Source organism: Enterococcus sp. BWB1-3 (assembly GCF_016745275.1).
GTDB lineage: Bacteria > Bacillota > Bacilli > Lactobacillales > Enterococcaceae > Enterococcus_L.
In genome coordinates this window covers 186895-208238 of record NZ_JADOEP010000004.1, presented here as the reverse complement: position 1 = coordinate 208238, position 21344 = coordinate 186895, and the positions used below count along the sequence as shown (strand labels likewise).

The window sequence follows — 21344 nt, the reverse complement described above, 5'->3', positions numbered from 1 at the left end:
GTTATTCTTTCTCCTCACTCTCCGGCTCTTCTAGCATCTCTGTTTCAGCAAGTTCATTCTTGTATCGATCAAAAAAGAGATCCAAAGGCAGCTCTTCGTTAATTTCCTCTTCCATATCCTGAATATCTGGAAGTTCATCCAAAGTTTTCAATCCAAAATAATCCATAAAATAATCAGTCGTACCATATAATATTGCCCGACCAGGCCCATCAACCCGACCTTTTTCCACTATTAACTGTTTAGCAGCCAGCTTTTGAATAGAGCCGGCAGACTGCACTCCACGAATTTCGTCCACTTCAACTCTTGAAATAGGCTGCTTATAAGCAATGATTGACAGTGTCTCCAACGCTGCCTGGGAAAGATTATTGGCGATTGGCGACTGAGCATATTTTTTCAGCAAAGGAGCATATTTTTTCTTTGTAGAAAGAACAAACTGATTCCCCACTTCTAATATATTTAATGCCGAACACTCATCCTGTTCATATCTTTTCATCAATTCAGATACAATTTCAAATGTTTTTGCAGTAGGTAGATTTAATAGATATGCCAGCTCTTCCAAGCTGATCCCCTCATCCCCCACTACAAAAAGAACTGCTTCGACTTGACTCATCATTGTCACGTTGTTTCCTCCAAATCATTTGTTGTTTCATTGTTGCTCTGAGCATTATACAGAAAAATCGAACCATAATTTGACTCCTGTTCAACGCGGACCAGATGTTTTTTCATCAACTCGAGTAAAGCCATAAACGTTGTTACAATTTCCTGTTTAGAATAGCTTTCAAAAAAAGAATCCAGCTCGACCGGCTCATTTGAATGCAGCGACCCGATCTTTTCTGTCAGCTCCGCAAGTTTCATCTCAATCGAAACATCCTCGCCTGTCACAGTTGTCTGAACCGGCTGACGTTTTTTCCTTTTTTCAAGCATGGAATGAAAAGCCAAAAATAAATCAATGGTATTTAGTTGATTCGGTTTAAGCAATGGCTGTACTTCCCTGTATTCTTCAATATCCATCGGTTCCTTTGTATAGTACAAGCTGCGTTCCGCTTCTTTTTCATGAAGTAATCCGGCAGCATACTTAAATTTTCGGTATTCAAGAAGCTGAGTAACCAGAGCTTCTCTCGGATCTTCTCCTTCGAGTTCTTCTTCATCAGTGACTTCCAGTTCTTGTTTCGGCAGCAGCATTTTACTTTTAATCGCCATCAATGTAGCAGCCATAACAAGATATTCTCCGGCAATTTCCAGCTCCAGCGACTGCATGGCATGTATATAGCCCATATACTGTTCTGTTACAGCAGTAATTGGGATATCATAGATATCGATCTCCAGCTTTTTGATTAAGTGAAGCAATAAATCCAGCGGGCCTTCAAAGATATCTAATTTTATATTGATTTCCTGCAAAATATATCCAACTTTCTACTTTATCAATTCCCTTGTTTCTGCTTCCATTTATCCAGGTATGCCACAGTGGCATTCGTTCCGCTAATCATACAATCGCTGTAATTTTCCTGAAGCTCATTTAATAAAAGAAACCCTGCCCCTTCTCCACGTAAAGACGGATTTATACTTATATCATGAAGCACCAGCATTCTTGCAGACTCCTGTTCGATTCCCAGAAGCCCCTGAATATTTTTCTCCTGAGTAGGAATCCACAGCAGCAAACTCAGATTATTGCTTTGCTCATAAATTTCTATTTCATTCAGCAGCGAATGATACTTTTCCATTTTATCATGAAAACTCAGCAGCCCTGCTGCAATCTTTTGATGTTCCTTTCGATAAGGGATCAACATAGGTGTTTCGCCTCCTCTTTAGGCTCTTGGAAAGTGTTTTTTATAGACATCAGCCATTCTTTTCTTGGTGATGTGCGTATAAATTTGTGTCGTTGAAATATCTGCATGTCCCAACAGCTCTTGAACAATTCTTAAATCTGCACCATTTTCCAACAAATGAGTGGCAAAGCTGTGCCTCAATGTATGCGGGGTGATATTTTTTTTAATTCCGGCTTCCTGAACAATTTGTTTAAGATTTTTCCAAATCCCCTGTCTCGACAATGATTTTCCATGGTGATTGACAAACAGCTGCGGTACATTCGAAGGAGACTTAATCAGATTCGGCCTGCCTTCTTCCAAATACTTTTCAATCCAGTAAATGGCATGATCTCCCAATGGGATGATTCGTTCCTTGTCGCCCTTCCCGATCGTTTGAAGCAATCCGATCGCCAAATGAAGATCTGCCAGCTTCAGTTCAATTAATTCAGTAACGCGCAGTCCTGTGGCATACATAACTTCTAGTATTGCCCGATTTCGAATCCCCAGCGGCTTAGAAACATCCGGTGTTTCAATAAGTTGAGTGACTTCTTCCACCGAAAGAGTATCAGGAAGTTTCTGTGCTTTTTTAGGCGAATCGATATGCTGCATGGGATCATGGTCTGTGACTCTTTCCTGACGCAAAAACTGATGAAAACCTCTCAGTGTTGATATCATACGAATAACCGAGGCAGGAGAATTTTTATCATTGTGAAGTTCCTGAAGAAAATCCAAAACAGTGTAACGGTCAACCGCCTCCCAAGAAGGGATTGCTGCCTTTTCTTTTAAAAAAGTAAAATACTTTTCCAAATCCCGTTCATAACTTTTTCGAGTATTCAGAGATAGCCCTCGTTCTATCTGTAGGTAGTGCAAATACGTATTGATTGTTTCTTCCATTAGGTTATTTTACCTCATTTCACTGTACTATCATAACAATTCACCGAGACAAAGTATAGTTAATTCCATTGATTTTCTCCTGCATCTGCAAAGCCTTGGTGAAAATATCAAAATAAACACAACAGAATCAGAAAAGTGATTACACTAATTCTGCTGCTCAAATTATTCTGTCGCTTATTGCTAAAAAGCTGCTAAAATATCCATTTCTTTATCGGCTTAAGATCGGTTTAAGCAAAATGACTCATTTTCAATCAATATACTGTTCCAGAAAGTTTGAAACCCGCCTTTTATACGTTTCCGAATCTGTCGACATAGCAGTCGCATGCTTGGCGCCTTCAACAACATATTTTTCCTTCGGTGCATCTGTCGCATCATAAACCTGATCAAGCATGGAATAAGGAACAAAATCATCTTTTGTTCCATGGATAAACATTATGGGTGTTTTATTCTTTTTCAGCTGCTTCACTGAACTGGCTTCTCCCAAAAAGTAGCCTGCTCTGATTTTAGTGATGCCGCTGGTTACTTCAATTAGAGGGAAGCCCGGTAAATTGTACATTTCTTTTAACTGATACGTGAGCTCATCTTTCGCTGAAGTATAGCCGCAATCCTCCACAATAGCCTTCACATTCTTAGGAAGCTTTTCTCCACTGGTCATCATGACTGTCGCTCCGCCCATACTGATTCCATAAAGAGCCAGCTGACTGTCTGCTCCGTTTGCTGCAATCACTTTATCAATCCATTGAAGATAATCTTTTCTTTCAGGCCATCCAAAGCCAATGTAATGCCCTTCGCTTTTCCCATGTCCGCGTGCATCAGGAACAAGAACATTATAGCCCCAATCATAATACATTTTAGCAAATTTACCCATCGTTTCTGCATTTCCCATATAGCCGTGAGCCAGAATGGCATTTTTTGTCGTCTTTTCTTTCGCAGGTAAATAGATTGCCTGAAGTTTCAGACCGTCATTGGATGTTATATTCCAATATTCTCTGTTTGCCTCTTCCTTAAACCATGTTTTTTCGGGAGAGCCAATTTCATCTGTTCCAGGGGTATCATCCTTAATAAAATTCTTTTTTGAAGGAACAACAGCATACTGATAAAAATAAAATCCAGCTCCCGCCAAAGCAATTATCCCCATAATAATAGTAATGATAATCAGCTTTTTCCACATAATTCTAATCTCCAATTTTCCATTTCATTTTTAATTACAGAAGACTGATCTTTTTTTTAGTAAAAGGCTCTTTAAATAGCATCCCAATATCTTCTGCTGCATTGCGTTCTCCTGAGAGTTCCGGTTGCTCTGTTTCTTCAAATATCTTTCCTGTTTGAGCAATTCCTTGAAGTTTTGAGAATAACATTCCGAGTTCTTCTCTCAATGTTATTTCCCTCCGTGCCTCCTTTATTTTATCATTAGATGGAAAAAAATGCTTTTTTACTTTACAGGAAATTTGAAAAAGTATAGTTAAAAATGAAAAGAGCAGAACAAGGTTTTAGTTCACCTTTGTTCCACTCCAGTAATAGAAAGCTCATTTTCTTCCATAAAACTTTAAATGTTCTATTCTTTATTTTCAATTAGTTTAAAGCTTGACCAAGGACGTAAGAAGTTTAGAAGGAAAAGCTCATCTTCTGATATCCTTCCAACAACGTTAACTCGTCCGTCATTCTTCATTTCTTTTAAAGCAATCTGTGTTTCACCCTTGTATTGCCCATACCCCTCATTATCTATCAGAATATCTCCTCTGATCATGTCTTTTGTGTTATGTGCAGGAAATTCTTTGTCCTTGTAATATATACGTGTCCTTGTTGAACGCAGGATATACTCAGAACGATCTCCCCGGTAGCTGTGCAAATTGTCAAACAGACAAATTCGTTCATTTTCAGTAATATCTGATGCCGCATCAACTTTTAATGTCGGAAAATCAGCATTGAAAGCTTCTGACATTGCTTTTAACTCCGCTTCTGATGCATAGGCATTTCCAATTGAAATATCATCAATCAAGCCAGTTAAAATTAAATGTTTTACTTGAGTGGCAATTTCCAGATCGCGGTGCTCTTCCAGTGAACACAGTCCATCTGAAGTAGGCCATGGACCAAAAGTGGCATCATGTGAATTGACAAAAGCCATTGTATTAATGTTATATTTTCTGAACTGTTCTGAGCAATATACAAAATGATCATAGCTAAGACCTGAGTAGCGATGAGGATAGAAATTGTGAGAGCCCATCAAATTTGCTGTATTTGGTGAGTAATTCATAATATTGTCAACATAACTGGTTCCTGTACTCATATTGATCTCAATTTTGATACCATATGGATTTCTGGTCATTTTTGCTTCTTCACTGCCTGTAAATCCAATATCTAAACGTACACCGTATGCACCCATTTCGTGGAAAAATGACAGGTCATCATAGGAAATATTCAATTGTGCAAATAGTTCAGGATTAATATCAACCATTACTTCCATACCCAAACTGTTGGCATAATCAACTACTTTTTTAAACTCAGCGAGAACTTTTTCTTTATCGTCTTTAATTTGAAGCAAACTGGTAAACACACGTTTAAACCCGTATTTGTGAGCGAGTTCCAAATATTCTTTGTCCTTTTCAAAAGTTGAGCGTTCTGGATAAATCGAAAGCCCTAATTTTCCCATTGTTGCTGCCTCCTAAGTTTTCTTCTTTATTGACATTGATTGTCACTGTTGATTATAACAGAAGCTAAAAAAATGGTCTACACCTTTCCTGTTATTCTCCAGGACAAAAGTATGAAGAAGACACTAGTGAAAATCATACTATTTATTTTCTGAATCCCAAATTTCTCTGTTATTTCCCATTCCCTTTTTTGATAGCAAATAGTGAGTCAAAAAAATACATAGTTACTACGTATCAATTGTAAATTTTCTGATCAATAATCATGTATTTTAGAAAACTTTCTGCAGTTTCTGAAAAATATTTCTTCATGCTTTTGTTGGAGGGCATTCACAGTCTGAAACCACCAATCAATATTATGAATACTTTATTAAGACGGAATAAAATCTGGAGTCTGCAGAAATGAAGCACGTACGCCAACCGAAAGCCCCTTGAAAAGAGTGATCTCTTTTTTTCAAGAGTTCTTCAGACCTATATAGTTCTTCTTATAAGGTTGGAAAGCCTTAGCTTCTCTCTATCAGTTACCTAAGATAGCTGCTTCGATTACACTTATCAACTATCTATGATTTTGAAGGGAAATACATTCAGCAAGCAATTATCTGAATAATGGATGAGTTTAAACTATAAATGAAATTTTTTATGATTTTGTTCTGTTTTTTTAAAATAGTCTGGTAGTCAGGTAGATGTTTTGTTATTATATTTAGGATGACTATATTAAAGGGGATGTATTTTACACATGAAGATCAATAAACTTTTTACAGCAACAGTTTCAATTGCTGCTTCAGTTCTGCTTTTAGCTGCCTGCGGCAATGGTAATGACAGTTCAAGTTCAGCTGACAGTAATTCAAGCACTACAACTGAAAGTTCATCTGAATCAATAGATTTAAATGCGTTGGATCTTCCTCAGCTTTCAGAAGAAGTTGCAGACAACGAAGCCCTGATTGAAATGGTGACTTCAGAAGGTTCCATTGAAATTAAACTGTTTCCTGAAATTGCACCAAAAACAGTTGAAAATTTCATCACACATGCTAAAGACGGCTACTATGACGGACTTATCTTTCACCGTGTGATCGAAAACTTTATGATTCAAGGCGGCGATCCTAACGGAGACGGAACAGGCGGCGAAAGTATTTGGGGAGAACCTTTCGAGGATGAAATCAGCAATCAACTGTACAATTTAAGAGGGGCTCTTTCAATGGCGAATGCCGGACCTGGAACAAACGGCAGCCAATTCTTTATCGTACAAAACTCAGATGATATGTCTGACGGGCTTTTAAGAACAGACAAGCCTGACAAAATTATTGAAGCATACAAAAATGGTGGTACACCTCATTTGGATGGTGCACACACCGTCTTTGGTCAAGTAATCAAAGGGATGGATGTCGTTGATAAAATCGCTGCCAGCGAAACTGACAGCAATGATAAGCCTAAAAACGAAGTAACAATTGAAAAAATCAATATTTTGCAGGAAGCAAAATAAAAAAAATTGATTAGTTGGACGCATCGGGGAATTCACTGTTTGGGTGAATTCTTCCCAGATGCTTTTTTTGTAGTAAAAAGAAAGGCTGAGACAAACATCCCGGCAGCGTTCTTTGCTAACGAATGTTTGTCTCAGTCTTTCAGTATTCATACAGTTATTTATTTGAGAATACGCTTGCCATAATGAAATCATGCTGACAAATACTTTTGAATAGATTCCTCAAGCAATTGGCATACTTCATTCTCTGTTATCCCAGCTGTATTCGTAGTGTACAAAGTAGCAATTCCAGCAGCTGTTATCCATATTTTTTCATGAATCTGCTTTATTAATTCTTCCGCCAACTTCTGATATTTTAGGGATGTCTGAATTTGTTTCTCAAAGTGCTGATAAGACAATTCCTTCAGCATCTTGCCGTATCCGTGATGATCAATGTATAAATACATAAAAAGTCGACGATCCTTCTTGGCAAATTCAATGATATTTATCCCAAGATCGATTACAGGGTCTCCTTTTGTTTTATTATAAAAATACTGTTTTTCCAATTGTCCATGAATCATTGTCAGCAAAGTAATTTTCAAATCTTCCATATTTGTAAATTCTAGATAGATCGGCTGTGTTGAGATTCCCATTTTTTCAGCGACATTTCTGGCAGTAATTCCTGAAAACCCTTCCTTTAAAATAATGTTATAGGAAGCATTTAAAATCTGATCTTTTGTATAGACTTTTTTTCTTACCATACTGTCTCCTTTCTATTTTTAACCCTAAAAACACTTCTCTCCACTACCCTCATCCTCATTTTACACTGTTCTTTATATTTTTTTTCTCAATAATTACCAAAAATATGGAAAATGCTGATAATTTGTTCGTTCTATATTGACTATTACTGCTCTTTATAGGTATATTAACTATAGATATTGGTTTAAGGGGGGATTTTTTGATCAAAAAAACTGACAGATTTACATTACTACATACAGAGAAATCAAAATTTCAGAAAAAAAATACGAAACAATCTTATTTTTTTATGCTCTCCTATTCATTCTTTCTAATTTTTATCGGTCTTTTCAGCGGTTCCCTGCCGCTATTATTTGACGGGACATTAAATATACTTACATCACCTAGTCATTTATTGACAGATTACATTGCATTGGGATCAATCAACAGTGCATTTTTAAATAGCGGTATTTTAACCCTGGTCAGTGTTTTATTAACCAGGCGAAACAACATACCGATCACAGGACCGCTTATAGCCGCTCTCTTTACAGTTTCTGGCTGTTCTTTCTTTGGTAAAAATCTTTACAACTCGATTCCAATTATTATTGGAGGATATATTTACAGCAAAATTGTCAAGAAGCCTTTTTCTTCAGTGATTGTTGTCAGTTTATTTGGAAGTGCCCTTTCTCCGATTATCAGCTATATCACATTTGGATTATCTTTACCCCTAATCCTTTCTATTCCTTTGAGTTATATAATCGGAATCTTTCTTGGTATTATTTTACCACCTCTAGCTTCTCACGTACTAAATTTCCACCAAGGTTTCTCTCTTTACAATGTCGGTTTCACTTCGGGCTTGATTGCTATGCTGTTTACTAGTACACTGAAAATATTTGATAGACAAGTAGATGTTAAAAATCTGGTTTCAACTTCATTTCATGATGAACTGCTCTTATTTTCACTCGTATTATTCAGTTTAATGTTTTGTTCCGGTTTCCTCTTGAATCATTGTTCCATCAAGGGGTTGAAAACAATCAGCCAAACCTCGGGTAAATTAATTACAGATTTCATCACCATTGCAACGGTTGGGCCTACGTTGATGAATATGGCTTTAATGGGATTTCTTCTTACCGGTTTTACTGTGATTTGTCATGGAACAATGAATGGACCGATTATAGGAGCTATTCTATCTGCTGTCGGATTTAGTGCATTCGGTAATCATCCGTTAAACAGTTTACCATTACTTGTTGGCGTTTTCCTGACTGCTCAGTTCACTCCAGCATTCCAAATAGATCAGACGGTGGTTGTCATGGCTGGCATCTTCGGTACCAGCCTGGCACCTATTGCCGGTTACTATGGTCCCATCTATGGCTTAATTGCAGGCTACCTACATTTGTCTCTCGTCACGAATGTGAACTTTCTTCACGGGGGATTAAATCTCTATAACAATGGCTTTTCAACAGGCTTTGTGGCAGCAGTGATGGTGCCTCTGCTTGATAATATTTTACAGATTAAAAAGGAGAAAATGAATGCAGGAAAGAGAAAAAGCAAAAAGAATTATTGATGAACTGCTCACTTATTTCTTTTCTAATAATATTGAGGATATTCGGATTGGATTGGATTTTACTGAGGAGGGCTTCTATATTGAAATGCAAGGTAAAATTGATGAAGAGCCGGATGGAGTCATGGACTTGCTTGAGCTCTTAAATACACCAAGAGATACAAGCATTGAATCCTATTATGATGAGCTGCTGGGAATCTCTCATCATGAAGAAAAAGATTACCGCTTGTTGGGACTGATGATCGATGAGGCAGAGATTACTTTTGATTCTTCTATTTTTGATATTAAAGTATTTCGAAAAAGATAAAAGAAAATATTCAGATGAATTTTTGTGAAAAACTGAATGTTTTCTTTTTTATCTTTTTTAGTTGTAAACAGCACGCGGACCACCGATAAGCTTAGGTCGGGAAGCCAGATAAGTGGTATGCGCTTTACCGATTTCTTTAACAGAGGTACGAACTGGAATCTGCACATGCTTTACGTGCATGCCGATAAATGTATCACCAATATCAATTCCGCCATTGCTGACAACCTTTTCGACTATTACAGGCTTTTCAAAAGAATGATACGCCGCTGCTGTTGCAGCACCGCCTGCCTGAAGGGAAGGAATTACTGTTACTATTTCAAAATCAAATTTTTCAGCAACTGCTTTTTCAACAACCAGTGCACGATTGATATGTTCACACCCTTGAACTGCAAGGTTGAGTCCTCGTTCTGTTAATATTGATTTTAGTGTTTCAACAACAACTTGACCCACTGCCAATGTGGAATGTTTGCCGATTCGTTCACCAAGTATTTCGCTCGTACTACAGCCTAAAACAAATATCTTTCCTTCTTCCATCGGATACTGGGCAAAATATTCGTTCATCCCGGTTTCCAGTTGCCTCTGATAAGTATAAAGCTCTTTTTCCATAACAATGCCTCCTTGTACTTATTATCCTTCAGCAAAATAGAAAAAACCAGTAAAACAACGGATGTTTTACTGGCATAAAATTACTGTCCATCTAAAATATTTAAACGAACTTTCTTTGGTCCATCTGTACGAACGCTGTAAACAATTGTACGAATCGCTTTAGCAACGCGTCCCTGTTTACCAATTACTCGCCCAATATCTTCTTGTGACACAGTCAAATTATATTCAAAAAAATTATCTGACTCTTTGATTTCCAAAGAAACAGCTTCTGGATGACTTACTAACGGACGAACAATCGTTAATACTAACTCTTTCACATCAGTCATTTTTAGTCACCTTATTTCTTTTCAAGTTTAGCTTCATGATGTTTTTTCATCACGCCTTCTTTTGAAAGGATGTTACGAACAGTATCTGAAGGTTGAGCACCTTTAGACAACCAATCCAACACTAAATCTTCTTTTAAAACTACTTCCGCAGGATCTTTTAAAGGATTGTAAGTTCCTACAGTTTCGATGAAACGTCCGTCACGAGGAGAACGTGAATCTGCTACTACAATACGGTAAAAAGGACTCTTTTTAGAACCCATGCGTTTTAAACGAATTTTAACTGCCATTTTCTATTACACCTCCATTAACTTAATCACAAATGCTAGTTTAACAGATTTACCATTAGCTGTAAAGAGTTTTTTCTTGACACCTTTATTTTTGTTGTTTTTCATGGCATTGCCATGGTATAGTGGACTCACCTTGGCAGGGGCATCTTTTTGCCTTAGCTGAATACAGGCTGAACAGGAATTAGGCTGCAATACAAAATTCCAATACATTCTGTATTCAGCTTTTTTGTTCCAGATCGTGGCTGAAAATTATCAGGGCTTACAAATTGCCTGTCCCATTGTTGCAGAAACAGCTAGTGGAATGATATGGGTCCCGACATTCTTATAAATGTGCAGACATTCAATCTCCGCACTATTTAATCAACTCGATCTCCAGTCTCTGAACATAACCTAGTGCCTGTTCTGCTGAACCGTTAATCGTCTAGAGGCTCTGTGAATTGGATTAGAAACATAACTTATTTTTAATTCGGTCAACATACTAATACTTTAATACATAATAATTATATTGATTTCTCACCTGAAATCCCTCTGATAAATACAATTGGTAGGCAGGAACATTTTTAGTCTCAACTTCTAAATAAATACCAGCAGGATTTTTTTCCTTAATTGAATGAAGGACAGCAGACAGAACTTTTCTGCCTATTCCTTTGCCTCGATAATTCGCATTTACTACAAAGCCGTAAATTCCCCACAAACCAGAAGCTTCCTCCAAACGAATGCAAGCCAACAGTTCCCCTTCTTCTTTATAAATCAATGTATTGATAAGGTCTTCTTCTAAAGGTTCCCCTTCTAGCAAAAGCTCTAAATCAGGCAAATTCACCGATTTTGGTTGAACCAGAGAAACAGCTGCAGACAAGCTGTCAACCAAAGTATCCATTTGAAATTTCATATAATATTCCGAGAAAAGCAGTTTACACTGATTATTAATCAGATATTTAGTCAAAAACAAATGTGAGGAATCTGCAATAAAAAGAATTTCTTTAATGTTATTCTTCTCTGAATACAGCTTAACCTCTTTTAGCAAAACGCTAAGTACAACCTTGGAATCTGGAACAATCATTGTTGCCTCAAGTGATGATGCATCGAAGCTTGTGCACCAGACATACCCCTTCAGTTGATCCCCTTCCCAATAAAGAAGATGTGTTGCATAGGATTTTTCTTCTTCTGAAAAATTAAGATCCAACTTATGATAAACACTTTGTATATTTTCAACCTGCTTCAGCAATTCTGACACTTGGCGTCTTTCTTCTTTCGTCAGTTTCCTCTTCCAGATAATTTCATTTTTCAACCAGCAATCCCTCCTCACCTGTTATATCGATTATACGTGACTGAAATTCAGAATACAATCGCCTTGTAAAGCCCTTTTGCTTGCAATAATATAGCATCAGTCCTAGTATGAAGATAGAATCTTTTTCAGAATGGAGGAATTAGGTATGGTAAAAAAAATCGGATTTTTTGTAGGAAGTTTAAGAAAAGGATCTTATACTAGAAAGGTCGCAAATGCACTGGCTGGTCTGCTGCCAGATGGTTATGAAGCTGAATTTATCGATTTGGCGCCTTTAGAAATATACAATCAGGATCTAGATGATGAAAAAAGACCAACAGAGGCTTGGAAAACTTTTAGAAATCAGGTGAAACAGCTGGATGCGGTGGCCTTCTTTACACCTGAATATAATCGTTCTGTTCCAGGAGTTTTAAAAAATGCTTTGGATGTCGGCTCGCGTCCTTATGGTCAAAATGTCTGGGATAAAAAACCTGGGTTGGTTGTCAGCGTTTCCCCCGGTGCTCTGAGTGCTTTTGGAGCAAATCATCATTTAAGACAGTCACTTGTCTTCCTTAATGTTCCGACATTGCAACAGCCGGAAGCGTATATAGGAAATATCACTCAATTAATCACTGATGATGGAACGCTTGTTGAAGGAACGATGAGTTTCCTTCAGGTAATTGTAGATGCCTTCATTTCATTTACTGAAGCAAACAGCTAAAATTTATTCTCTCCTTTACCCGTTGTTTACATGATGATAGATAAAGGAGAGTTCTTTTCATATTTTACAAATGATTATCATATCCTAAGAAGGAAATTCATTTTCATTCCAATCCTTAGCCAGCATTTTTTTATAAAATACATCCATTCCGACAGCTTCCATCGGTGCGGTAATAAGAATTGAGAGAACCGCAACTGTCAACATCATTTCTCCGTTATGAATTCCCATAGTTAATGGAATACTGCCGATTGCTGCCTGAACTGTAGCTTTCGGAAGATAATAGTAATTAAGTGAAAGAATTCTGTCACGATACCTTTCATTTCAGCTGTTATTTTTAGACTGCAACTCATCATGTCGATAACATTCCACAACGTGATCATTGATTATTCCAACCGCCTGAAAATAAGCATAAATAATTGTGCTTCCAATGAACTTAAATCCCTGTTTTTTCATATCCTGACTCGCTGCATCTGATAATTCACTGGTTGCAGGAATCGGTACATTCTTATATTGTTGTGTATCCAGAGGCTTATAATCAACAAACTTCCACAGGTAATCAGAAAAGCTGCCGAACTCTTTCTGGATTTTTTTAACTATCTGAGCATTGTGAATTGCAGCTTCAATTTTTCTGCGATTACGAATAATTTCTTTATTTTTCAAAAGCTCCTCTATTTTATTCTGATCATATTCTGCAACCGTGTCGATATCAAATGAGTCAAAAGCCAGATCAAAAGCATCTGACTTATTCAGTATTGTCTGCCAGCTTAATCCTGCCTGATTGATGTCAAGAACCAGTTTGCGAAACAATAGACGGTCATCATAAATTGGCACTCCCCACACCTGATCATGGTAGAGCTCCATAGTTGAACTGACTTTTGCCCAGTCACATTTTTCCATTTGAATTCCTCCATATAAAATCCATAACCAAACCCACTTTTCTCTAAAAAAGAGGAAAGACCACTTTTTATATCGCTGTCTTTCCCCTCTATTATTAAATTTGCTTATTTTTTCTTCTTCTTTTTTTTCTTCTTGTTTTTCTTGACCATACGATTCATAGCCATTTTTCCAAGTTTTCCTTTGACACCGCCGCCGAACATTTGATCCATTCCCGGAATGTTCATATTGCCGTTGGACATCTGCTGCATCATTTTTTTTGATTCCTTGAACTGTTTAATCATTTTATTGACTTCAACAACTGAATTTCCAGACCCCGCAGCGATTCGGCGGCGTCTGCTCGGATTCAACAAATCAGGATCTTCACGTTCTGCCGGTGTCATGGATTGGACCATCGCTTTTTTGCGTGCCATATCTTTAGGATCTACCTGTATATTTTCCAGCCCAGGCATCCCGCTCATTCCCGGAATCATTTTCAACAGGTCCTCAATAGGTCCCATCCCCATAACCTGATCCATCTGCTCAATAAAGTCATTAAAATCAAAGCTGTTTTCCTTCATTTTCTGAGCAAGCTCTTCAGCCTTTTTCTCATCATAGTCCTGCTGTGCTTTTTCAATCAGCGTGAGCATATCACCCATCCCCAAAATCCGGCTGGACATTCTATCGGGATGGAAAATTTCCAAATCAGTCAGCTTTTCGCCTGAACCGATAAATTTAATCGGCGCACCAGTCACTGCACGAATAGATAATGCAGCACCGCCTCGAGTATCTCCGTCAAGTTTTGTAATAACCACACCGGTGATACCTAGCTGCTGATTGAAACTGTCGGCTACATTAACAGCATCCTGACCAGTCATTGCATCAACAACCAGAAGAATGTCATTTGGTTTGGCAACTTCTTTAATCTGTTGCAGTTCGCCCATCAAAGCTTCATCAATATGGAGTCGTCCAGCTGTATCTATTAGAACATAATCATTTTTCTTCTCAGCAGCTAGCGCCATCCCCTGTTTCACAATCTCAACAGGATTTGTATCTGTGCCCATATCAAAGACCGGCACATCCAGCTGCTGTCCCAAAACTTTCAACTGATCAATCGCAGCAGGGCGATATACATCGGCCGCAATCATCAGCGGGCGGGCATTTTCATTTTTAATCAGCTGATTTGCCAATTTTCCGGCAAAGGTTGTTTTACCTGCCCCCTGCAGCCCCACCATCATTATTACTGTTGGGATTTTAGGCGATTTATTTAATCCAACCGTTTCAGAGCCCAGAGTTGCCGTTAATTCTTCATCAACTATCTTAACGATCTGTTGAGCTGGCGACAAGCTTTCAAGCACTTCGACACCAACCGCACGCTCTCTGACACGCTTTGTAAAATCTTTTACTACTTGGAGATTGACATCGGCTTCCAGTAAAGCCAGTCGGATTTCTCTCATCATTTCCTTTACGTCAGCTTCGGAAACCTTTCCTTTACGACGCAGTTTGCTCATCGCCTGTTGCAGGCGTTCTGTTAAGCTTTCAAAAGCCATAGTATCATTCCTCTATTTCCTGAATTTGTTCGATCAAAGTGACTAGTGTTTCATCTTTGGGATACGTCTCTGCAGAGTATCTTTTTAGTTTATCGAGTATTTCTCCTCTTACGATATAATCAGAGTATAAATGCAGCTTTCTTTCATATTCCTCAATAATCTTTTCGGTACGTTTAATATTATCATATACTGCCTGTCGGCTGACCTGATATTCTTCAGCAATTTCGCCCAGAGAAAAGTCATCTGCATAATACAGTTCCATGTAATTCATCTGCTTTTCTGTCAGCAAAGTGGAGTAAAATTCAAACAGGGCATTCATACGGTTCGTCTTTTCGATTTCCATGCTTCTCTTCCTCCATCATAATCCCTTTTAGGTTACCGATTTCACTTCGATTAGTCAAGAGTCTTCGTTTGATTTTCAAGAATTTTTTCAAACGAGAGTATCAGCTGATCATAGTAGCTCAGAGCATTCGCACAGAAATCCTTTATTGCGAATGTCTTTCGATCAGAAAATTGCCTTCCCTCTTTTTGAGAGATTCCATCTATTGTGATAGCTGTACGTTTCCCGTAGAAGATTTCTTTGAATTGTTTTAGTCTTATCGGGTATAGTCCAGACACTTCTTCTTCCTGAAGATAAAAAGAGCCTGGTGATAATGCTTTGTTAACGACAAATACATTGGTAAACTCATTATCAACAAAATCACCTAAATCAATTTCTACAATAAATACCCCAAGCTTTTCCGGTTCATCCTGTGTTAATTTTACACCCAACTCTTCTTCTACCTCACGAAATCCGTCCAAAACAGATTCATTTGACAACAAATGTCCTGCAGCAGTAATATCCAGTTGATTGGGAAAATCTTTCTTTTGAAGGGAACGCTGCTGAAAATAAATAATCAGATCTCCCTGATCCATCGTATAGAACCAGCAATGAAACGTTTCATGCCACAATCCTTTTTCATGTGCTTCAGCACGACTTGCTGTTCCAATTTGTTCATATTTTTGATTAAATATTTTCAATTGTTCATTTTCAGCCATGTAAATTTGCTTCCTCCAAAAATTTTTTCCAGTCATTTTCCGGAACAACTTTGATTCCCTTCTGTTCAAAATATGCCGCTGCAACCCCTATCCCGTTCTTGGTTATACCAGAAAAACTGCCATCATAAATTCTCAGCTTGCCGCAAGATGGGCTGTTTTCTTTCATAAGAATACTGATTACGCCTTTTTCCTTCAGCTTTTTATAGGCCTCTATTGCTCCCTGCTTAAAAGCTTCTGTAATATCAATTCCGGAAGCTGTAATCACACGTGCATTTCCCGACCAGACATCTCGGCCGTCTCCAGTACTGATTTCTGAGGGCTCTCGAGGTGTTGATAAGCCGCCCATCACTTCTGGACAGACAAGCACTGCCTTCTTACTATCAATCAGTTTTCTCAACTCAACGATTGGTTTAGCATTTCCGTCATATCTGCAGGAGACTCCTCCCAAACAGGCACTGATTCCAATCAAGCCGCTTCTCTCCTTTTCATGTTTCCTTTATTTTCCTGTCACCAAAAACATAAGAACAGTTTCCATTTGCTGAAAAATAGTCCAGTTGATTTTTCATGAACATTGTTTTTTCTATTCAGTCTATTATACCATCAACTTAAGGTTTCCTACAGAGATAATCCTATTCTGATCCATTAAAACTATGATAGAATAAAGAAAGACAGAAAGATTATTTTGAATGAGATTGATGCAGGTATCATCAATCGATCCTAAAAGGAGAACCGCAGTCCTTGCCGATTCATCGGCTTAGGAATGGGGCTATCGGACCAACAAAATGACAGTAACCGACTGTCGAGTATGGAAAGACGGTTGCTTCAATAATTAAAAGGAGAACCGCAGTCCTTGCCGATTTATCGGCTTAGGAATGGGGCTATCGGACCAACAAAATGACAGTAACCGACTGTCGAGTATGGAAAGGCGGTTGCTTCAATAATTAAAAGGAGAACCGCAGTCCTTGCCGATTCATCGGCTTAGGAATGGGGCTATCGGACCAACAAAATGACAGTAACCGACTGTCGAGTATGGAAAGGCGGTTGCTTCAATAATTAAAAGGAGAACATTCATGAAACACGTATTAGTTGTAGATGACGAACCATCCATTTTAACTTTATTGCAATTTACTTTGGAAAAAGACGGATATAAAGTATCCACAGCAGAAACTGGAACTAAAGCTTATGAAATGGCTTTGGCCAATGTCTATGATTTTATTATACTGGATGTCATGCTTCCCGGGATGGATGGTTTGGAGATTACAAAAGCTCTTTGCAGAGAGCGGATCGAAACCCCAATTCTAATTCTTACAGCCAAAGATGATCAGGTAGATAAAATTATTGGACTGGAAATTGGAGCAGATGATTATCTGACCAAGCCGTTCAGCCCACGGGAAGTATTGGCGCGGATGAAAGCAATTTTCCGCAGAATACAGAAACCCATATCTTCAGCTGATACGCCTTCAGAAAACCCTAAAACACAGCTTGTTGTTGGTGAAATTGAAGTTGATGAAGAAAACTATGAAGTAGTGGTGCGAGGACAAAAAATTGAACTGACACCGAAAGAATTTGAACTGCTTGTTTACTTTATGAAGAGAAAGGATCGCGTCATCAATCGGGATACCCTGCTTGAACGAATTTGGCAGTATGATTTTTCCGGTCAAAGTCGGATTGTGGATGTTCATATCAGTCATCTGCGGGATAAGATTGAAAGAGATCCAAAGCGTCCAGCGTATTTATTGACTGTTCGAGGATTTGGCTACCGTTTTCAGGAGCCTAAAAAATGAATAAAAGACAGCGTTTGGAGTATTTTCTGGCCGTTTCATTGATGCTGATTCTGTTTTTTGCCAGCATTTTTACGATTAACTCTTTTTTCAAAAGAGAATTAATGTCTCAACAAGTATCCTATCTTCAAAAGAAAACAACATTTCTAAGTAAACAGCTTACAGACAACGTATTTTTGCAGGAAAGCCTGACCGCACAGGAAAGTAATCTGCTGAAAGAGTATACAGAAAGCAATGAAGAACGAATCAGCCTGCTAAACAGCGAAGGGGAATTGTTCTATGACACAACGGATAAAAACTTGGATGAGACCAGAGCGCAACGACCGGAAATAAAAGCTGTTATTGCAGGTGCTGATTTTGGCTCATCTCATCGTATCAGTACAACCTTAAATGTTGATCTGCTCTATCTTGCATTACCAATAAAATCCGATGGTAAATTAATTGGCATCATTCGAGTTTCTGAAGAAGCAAGTAAATTCTCAGGAAGCATTCGAACCTTTCGTAATTTTCTCATCAGTATTTTTAGTTTGCTGTTTTTAATCCTCACTATTTTTATTTTATTGATGATCCGTCAGAAAAACAAACCATTATTAACGGTACTCCCTTTTTTAAAACGAATGATTAAAGATCCTGAAAAAAATAGATCTATTATTCAGGAATCTTCGGAGTGGAATGAACTTTATGAGACTGCGAATGAACTTAGCCATCAAATGAGCGAAACCTATCGAGCATATACTTCTACAGAAGAACAGCTGCATAGTTTGCTGAACGGGTTAATGATCGGGGTCTTTATCATTGATAAAAATGGTAACTTGGAATTGATCAATGCAGTTATGCGTGACTTTCTAATGTTTACCGGAAAGCCAGCGGAAAAAGAAAGTTACTTAAAAACGATTAACGATCCTACTATGATTCATTTAATTAATCAGGCAATTACTGAAGAAAAAAATGTTCAGCAGGAAATCAGTTTAGCCGGCAGTAATGAAGAAAGAATAGTCGATTTGTCACTGCACTATTTTGATAATGATTTTAACAACCATCAGATTTTTGGTGTGGCTTATGATTTATCTCAAGTACGCAGACTGGAAAAAATTCAAAAGGATTTTGTAGGAAATGTTTCTCACGAACTGAAAACACCAGTCACTTCTCTAATCGGTTTTACTGAAACGCTTCTGGATGGTGCCAAAGAAGATCCGGAGACGCTAAATCAGTTTCTTGAAATAATTCAAAAAGATGCGTATCGTCTGGAGCGCCTGATTCAGGAAATTATTCTTCTCTCCAGAGATTCAAAAAATTCGTATGAAAAGCAAGCGATTCATCTCTATCCTTTTACAAACGAAATCATTCAATCTTATCAAAAATCGATTGCAGAGAAAAAAATCCAAATTGAAATTGTAGGGGATCGAACGCTGTCCTTCACTACTGTTTATGAGCTGTTCCAGCCTATCATTAAGAATTTGATTGAAAATGCAGTTCAATATTCTACTATAGAGGGACACATTACAGTGACTTTTGATACTATAGATCAGCACCTGAATTTCTCTGTACAGGATACTGGTTTAGGCATACCTTTAGAGGATCAAAAACGGATTTTTGAGCGATTTTATCGAGTTGATAAGGCGAGAACCCGTAATTCTGGCGGAACAGGTTTAGGATTGGCGATTGTTCAAAATTATAGTGAACTTCTTGGCGGTACAGTGACCGTTGAAAGCTATCCCGGCATTGGCTCACTTTTTACACTCTCTCTTCCACTATAAAAAAGGTTCTATGTTAAAAAATATTGGCAGATTTTCCACCAACACAAAATATTATAGAACCTAAAAAAACAAAGCAGTTAGAAGGAGCGCATAAAAATGCTTCTCCCTCAACTGCTTGTTTATTTACAAATAATTTTTTATTTTCTGATAACTTCAACTGCAATCCCAGTTGTATAGGACATTGGAAAAATTTTTCTCTTTTAATTCTTGATAATTGATAAAGAAATTGCCAATACCAACATCTCCCCAGATAATTGGCCAGCTCCCATTTTTTGATTCACTATCCAATTGAAACAACAGCACATCATGTGTATCATCTGTTCTTGGATCTTGTTGTGTAAAGTATGAATAGCCGCCGATTTTACTGCCGGAAGCTCCTTTAGTCAATTTATTATAGATTTTTTCTTTCTGTTCCTCATTTTCAGCCACATCTGCCAGCCAGTCAAACAGATCTTTCCCAAATTTGTTTTCAAAATCAAAATTATCTCCGCATTGATATTGACTTTCTTTTGTTCCTTCCATTTTGAATTCTCCACTAACCACTTTATAGAGTTCGCCTGCCTCTTCTGCTTCTACCAAAATAGCAAGCTGCTGTTCTCTTGTATATGAACCTTTTGAGCAGTCTTCAAAATACAAAACTCTGAAACCGATCTGATTTGTTTGATCAGAGAAATCTAAACCCATTAAATCATCTGTGTAATCCACATAAAAGCTGAGAATTCCTTTTTGAGGAAATCCATCCAGTTTAGGCAGCTCTTCAAAGTTAATCTGAGCCAACAAAAACAAAGGTACCCCTGTATCTCTGTTTCTTGGATAGTCCTGGTCAACTGGTAAATACCCCACACCGCCAGCCTTGCTTGCAGCCAGATCAAGTGACCCCCTATCACTGATTTTCAGCTTAATAAACTCACGCTTCGTTTCTTTATAACGCTCCCACCAAATCTCAGGCAACAAATCCTTTAATTCATTTTCCAAATCTTCACGTCCCTTCCTCTCTATTGTAACTTTTTCACAAACCTCTGTAAACACTGACTTTATCAAGGGTTCAGATTGTGAATATCGTTTCCGGCTCTCTGTACTCAAAAAAGAGCAGCTTTAGCTGTCCAGTCACGTAGCAATCGTTAATATTCAGATAAGTGAGTAACCGTAACGCTACTTACTTTTTAGTCTTTCAGATTGCCGATAAAGATGTCAATAGTCAAGATGCGGTTTCGCTTTGTCCCTTCGGGCTTGTGAATCACATTCTTATCTAGTAACTCGTTAACACTCTCCACGTTTAGAGCTTCCAGTTGAGTATATTTTTTTACTCTATCCATAAACCGTGAAACATCTAAGCTTTGATTTTCCTACGTAGAAAGGCTCTCTTTGACTATTGAAATGGTTTAGCTAATTGATTCTGTTCTTTTTCTCGTAAGTCTGGCTCATCTTCATAAGGCATTCATCAGTCAGTTTTCCAGATAAATGATCTTCATACAAACGCTGGATAATTCGATCAATTTCTTCATGGCGCCGTTCATCAGAGGTTGTGACAAAGCTTCTCCATGCGACGAGTAACCGCAGGAGCAAGCTTTTTGTGCGACGAGTAACCGCAGGAGCAGAAGTATTCTATCTCAAGAACCAGGTAGGTATCATCTACTCTGACAAGTCAATCGTAGTGATTTATGTCAATAAGTCGGACTATACGAAAATTGTCAAGGAACACTAGTCATAATATGACTAGCTGTGAATTGATACCTCC

General features: G+C 38.0%; 26 protein-coding genes and 1 pseudogene. 7 read left to right on the top strand and 20 right to left on the bottom strand.

Annotation, left to right across the window (positions count from 1 at the left end; all coding sequences use genetic code 11):
• Window position 1: 1 nt before the first annotated feature.
• The 7 genes from scpB to IW492_RS05000 all read right to left on the bottom strand — a co-directional run bounded on the left by scpB (window position 2) and on the right by IW492_RS05000 (window position 5349).
• The gene (gene scpB, locus IW492_RS05030) at window positions 2–619 is read right to left on the bottom strand and encodes an SMC-Scp complex subunit ScpB (protein ID WP_202066153.1); all 618 of its coding nucleotides are present in this window, start codon (window positions 617–619) and stop codon (window positions 2–4) included.
• Window positions 616–1398, bottom strand: coding sequence for a segregation/condensation protein A (locus IW492_RS05025; protein WP_202066144.1), 783 nt, complete (start codon window positions 1396–1398; stop codon window positions 616–618). The genes scpB and IW492_RS05025 overlap by 4 nt, the downstream gene beginning before the upstream one ends.
• Window positions 1399–1421: 23 nt before the next feature.
• On the bottom strand, window positions 1422–1787 hold the full coding sequence (locus IW492_RS05020) for an N-acetyltransferase (protein WP_202066143.1): 366 nt from the start codon (window positions 1785–1787) through the stop codon (window positions 1422–1424).
• Window positions 1788–1805: 18 nt separating this feature from the next.
• Window positions 1806–2699: a site-specific tyrosine recombinase XerD gene (gene xerD / locus IW492_RS05015; RefSeq protein ID WP_202066141.1), complete on the bottom strand. Its 894-nt coding sequence runs from the start codon at window positions 2697–2699 to the stop codon at window positions 1806–1808.
• Window positions 2700–2946: 247 nt separating this feature from the next.
• On the bottom strand, window positions 2947–3870 hold the full coding sequence (locus tag IW492_RS05010) for an alpha/beta hydrolase (protein WP_202066140.1): 924 nt from the start codon (window positions 3868–3870) through the stop codon (window positions 2947–2949).
• 34 nt (window positions 3871–3904) lie between these two features.
• Window positions 3905–4075 carry a hypothetical protein gene (locus IW492_RS05005; protein WP_202066139.1) on the bottom strand — a complete coding sequence of 57 codons (171 nt, stop codon included), beginning with the start codon at window positions 4073–4075 and terminating at the stop codon, window positions 3905–3907.
• Window positions 4076–4254: 179 nt separating this feature from the next.
• Window positions 4255–5349: a DUF871 domain-containing protein gene (locus IW492_RS05000; protein ID WP_202066138.1), complete on the bottom strand. Its 1095-nt coding sequence runs from the start codon at window positions 5347–5349 to the stop codon at window positions 4255–4257.
• Between the two features lie 731 nt (window positions 5350–6080).
• On the opposite strand from IW492_RS05000, the gene IW492_RS04995 reads away from it, so the two are divergent.
• Window positions 6081–6824 (top strand): peptidylprolyl isomerase, encoded by a 744-nt coding sequence (locus tag IW492_RS04995; protein WP_202066137.1) that lies wholly within the window; start codon window positions 6081–6083, stop codon window positions 6822–6824.
• A gap of 188 nt (window positions 6825–7012) precedes the next feature.
• On the opposite strand, the gene IW492_RS04990 is transcribed toward IW492_RS04995, so the two are convergent.
• Window positions 7013–7561, bottom strand: a complete 549-nt coding sequence (locus IW492_RS04990; protein ID WP_202066136.1) for a TetR/AcrR family transcriptional regulator — start codon at window positions 7559–7561, stop codon at window positions 7013–7015.
• 197 nt (window positions 7562–7758) lie between these two features.
• On the opposite strand from IW492_RS04990, the gene IW492_RS04985 reads away from it, so the two are divergent.
• Together IW492_RS04985 and IW492_RS04980 are read left to right on the top strand one after the other, a co-directional pair.
• On the top strand, window positions 7759–9099 hold the full coding sequence (locus tag IW492_RS04985; RefSeq protein WP_236671783.1) for a DUF1576 domain-containing protein: 1341 nt from the start codon (window positions 7759–7761) through the stop codon (window positions 9097–9099).
• The gene (locus IW492_RS04980; protein WP_202066135.1) at window positions 9065–9403 is read left to right on the top strand and encodes a hypothetical protein; all 339 of its coding nucleotides are present in this window, start codon (window positions 9065–9067) and stop codon (window positions 9401–9403) included. Before IW492_RS04985 ends, IW492_RS04980 begins: the two co-directional genes overlap by 35 nt.
• Before the next feature lie 57 nt (window positions 9404–9460).
• Here IW492_RS04980 and IW492_RS04975 read toward each other — a convergent pair whose 3' ends face one another.
• The 4 genes from IW492_RS04975 to IW492_RS04960 form a co-directional block, all read right to left on the bottom strand.
• Window positions 9461–10009: a TIGR01440 family protein gene (locus IW492_RS04975; protein WP_202066134.1), complete on the bottom strand. Its 549-nt coding sequence runs from the start codon at window positions 10007–10009 to the stop codon at window positions 9461–9463.
• 80 nt (window positions 10010–10089) lie between these two features.
• Window positions 10090–10335, bottom strand: a complete 246-nt coding sequence (locus tag IW492_RS04970; protein WP_202066133.1) for a KH domain-containing protein — start codon at window positions 10333–10335, stop codon at window positions 10090–10092.
• A gap of 11 nt (window positions 10336–10346) precedes the next feature.
• Window positions 10347–10622: a 30S ribosomal protein S16 gene (rpsP, locus tag IW492_RS04965; RefSeq protein ID WP_202066131.1), complete on the bottom strand. Its 276-nt coding sequence runs from the start codon at window positions 10620–10622 to the stop codon at window positions 10347–10349.
• A 478-nt stretch (window positions 10623–11100) separates the two neighbouring features.
• Window positions 11101–11910 carry a GNAT family N-acetyltransferase gene (locus IW492_RS04960; RefSeq protein WP_202066124.1) on the bottom strand — a complete coding sequence of 270 codons (810 nt, stop codon included), beginning with the start codon at window positions 11908–11910 and terminating at the stop codon, window positions 11101–11103.
• Between the two features lie 145 nt (window positions 11911–12055).
• Between IW492_RS04960 and IW492_RS04955 the strand changes: the two genes are divergently transcribed.
• Window positions 12056–12607 carry an NADPH-dependent FMN reductase gene (locus tag IW492_RS04955; RefSeq protein WP_202066122.1) on the top strand — a complete coding sequence of 184 codons (552 nt, stop codon included), beginning with the start codon at window positions 12056–12058 and terminating at the stop codon, window positions 12605–12607.
• An 84-nt stretch (window positions 12608–12691) separates the two neighbouring features.
• On the opposite strand, the gene IW492_RS04950 is transcribed toward IW492_RS04955, so the two are convergent.
• From IW492_RS04950 to IW492_RS04925, 6 genes are all read right to left on the bottom strand, one after another.
• Complete coding sequence (locus IW492_RS04950; protein ID WP_202066120.1) at window positions 12692–12835, bottom strand: hypothetical protein; 144 nt, start codon at window positions 12833–12835, stop codon at window positions 12692–12694.
• A 93-nt stretch (window positions 12836–12928) separates the two neighbouring features.
• Entirely contained in the window at window positions 12929–13504 is a 576-nt protein-coding gene (locus IW492_RS04945) for a DNA-3-methyladenine glycosylase I (protein ID WP_202066119.1), read from the bottom strand.
• Between the two features lie 104 nt (window positions 13505–13608).
• Window positions 13609–15030, bottom strand: a complete 1422-nt coding sequence (gene ffh / locus IW492_RS04940) for a signal recognition particle protein (protein WP_202066117.1) — start codon at window positions 15028–15030, stop codon at window positions 13609–13611.
• Between the two features lie 4 nt (window positions 15031–15034).
• Window positions 15035–15373: a putative DNA-binding protein gene (locus IW492_RS04935; protein WP_202066115.1), complete on the bottom strand. Its 339-nt coding sequence runs from the start codon at window positions 15371–15373 to the stop codon at window positions 15035–15037.
• Window positions 15374–15423: 50 nt separating this feature from the next.
• Window positions 15424–16068, bottom strand: coding sequence for an NUDIX hydrolase (locus IW492_RS04930; RefSeq protein WP_202066113.1), 645 nt, complete (start codon window positions 16066–16068; stop codon window positions 15424–15426).
• Window positions 16061–16537, bottom strand: coding sequence for a DUF523 domain-containing protein (locus IW492_RS04925; RefSeq protein ID WP_202066111.1), 477 nt, complete (start codon window positions 16535–16537; stop codon window positions 16061–16063). Before IW492_RS04925 ends, IW492_RS04930 begins: the two co-directional genes overlap by 8 nt.
• 601 nt (window positions 16538–17138) lie before the next feature.
• Between IW492_RS04925 and IW492_RS04920 the strand changes: the two genes are divergently transcribed.
• Window positions 17139–17852, top strand: coding sequence for a response regulator transcription factor (locus tag IW492_RS04920; protein ID WP_202066109.1), 714 nt, complete (start codon window positions 17139–17141; stop codon window positions 17850–17852).
• Complete coding sequence (locus IW492_RS04915; protein WP_202066107.1) at window positions 17849–19606, top strand: sensor histidine kinase; 1758 nt, start codon at window positions 17849–17851, stop codon at window positions 19604–19606. Before IW492_RS04920 ends, IW492_RS04915 begins: the two co-directional genes overlap by 4 nt.
• Window positions 19607–19759: 153 nt before the next feature.
• On the opposite strand, the gene IW492_RS04910 is transcribed toward IW492_RS04915, so the two are convergent.
• Window positions 19760–20581: a YwqG family protein gene (locus IW492_RS04910; RefSeq protein WP_202066105.1), complete on the bottom strand. Its 822-nt coding sequence runs from the start codon at window positions 20579–20581 to the stop codon at window positions 19760–19762.
• Window positions 20582–20769: 188 nt separating this feature from the next.
• Window positions 20770–20940 (bottom strand): annotated as a pseudogene (locus IW492_RS04905) (DUF4368 domain-containing protein); the annotation flags it as partial.
• Between the two features lie 239 nt (window positions 20941–21179).
• On the opposite strand from IW492_RS04905, the gene IW492_RS18315 reads away from it, so the two are divergent.
• Window positions 21180–21311, top strand: coding sequence for a hypothetical protein (locus tag IW492_RS18315; protein WP_269160913.1), 132 nt, complete (start codon window positions 21180–21182; stop codon window positions 21309–21311).
• Window positions 21312–21344: the final 33 nt, after the last annotated feature.

Bases quoted from the DNA above. Each gene is read 5' to 3' on its own strand.
- IW492_RS05020 (WP_202066143.1), bottom strand. From the start codon at position 1,787: ATGTTGATCCCTTATCGAAAGGAACATCAAAAGATTGCAGCAGGGCTG.
- xerD (WP_202066141.1), bottom strand. From the start codon at position 2,699: ATGGAAGAAACAATCAATACGTATTTGCACTACCTACAGATAGAACGA.
- IW492_RS05010 (WP_202066140.1), bottom strand. From the start codon at position 3,870: ATGTGGAAAAAGCTGATTATCATTACTATTATTATGGGGATAATTGCT.
- IW492_RS05000 (WP_202066138.1), bottom strand. From the start codon at position 5,349: ATGGGAAAATTAGGGCTTTCGATTTATCCAGAACGCTCAACTTTTGAA.
- IW492_RS04995 (WP_202066137.1), top strand. From the start codon at position 6,081: ATGAAGATCAATAAACTTTTTACAGCAACAGTTTCAATTGCTGCTTCA.
- IW492_RS04990 (WP_202066136.1), bottom strand. From the start codon at position 7,561: ATGGTAAGAAAAAAAGTCTATACAAAAGATCAGATTTTAAATGCTTCC.
- IW492_RS04980 (WP_202066135.1), top strand. From the start codon at position 9,065: ATGCAGGAAAGAGAAAAAGCAAAAAGAATTATTGATGAACTGCTCACT.
- IW492_RS04975 (WP_202066134.1), bottom strand. From the start codon at position 10,009: ATGGAAAAAGAGCTTTATACTTATCAGAGGCAACTGGAAACCGGGATG.
- IW492_RS04970 (WP_202066133.1), bottom strand. From the start codon at position 10,335: ATGACTGATGTGAAAGAGTTAGTATTAACGATTGTTCGTCCGTTAGTA.
- rpsP (WP_202066131.1), bottom strand. From the start codon at position 10,622: ATGGCAGTTAAAATTCGTTTAAAACGCATGGGTTCTAAAAAGAGTCCT.
- IW492_RS04955 (WP_202066122.1), top strand. From the start codon at position 12,056: ATGGTAAAAAAAATCGGATTTTTTGTAGGAAGTTTAAGAAAAGGATCT.
- IW492_RS04950 (WP_202066120.1), bottom strand. From the start codon at position 12,835: ATGGGAATTCATAACGGAGAAATGATGTTGACAGTTGCGGTTCTCTCA.
- IW492_RS04945 (WP_202066119.1), bottom strand. From the start codon at position 13,504: ATGGAAAAATGTGACTGGGCAAAAGTCAGTTCAACTATGGAGCTCTAC.
- ffh (WP_202066117.1), bottom strand. From the start codon at position 15,030: ATGGCTTTTGAAAGCTTAACAGAACGCCTGCAACAGGCGATGAGCAAA.
- IW492_RS04935 (WP_202066115.1), bottom strand. From the start codon at position 15,373: ATGGAAATCGAAAAGACGAACCGTATGAATGCCCTGTTTGAATTTTAC.
- IW492_RS04930 (WP_202066113.1), bottom strand. From the start codon at position 16,068: ATGGCTGAAAATGAACAATTGAAAATATTTAATCAAAAATATGAACAA.
- IW492_RS04920 (WP_202066109.1), top strand. From the start codon at position 17,139: ATGAAACACGTATTAGTTGTAGATGACGAACCATCCATTTTAACTTTA.
- IW492_RS04915 (WP_202066107.1), top strand. From the start codon at position 17,849: ATGAATAAAAGACAGCGTTTGGAGTATTTTCTGGCCGTTTCATTGATG.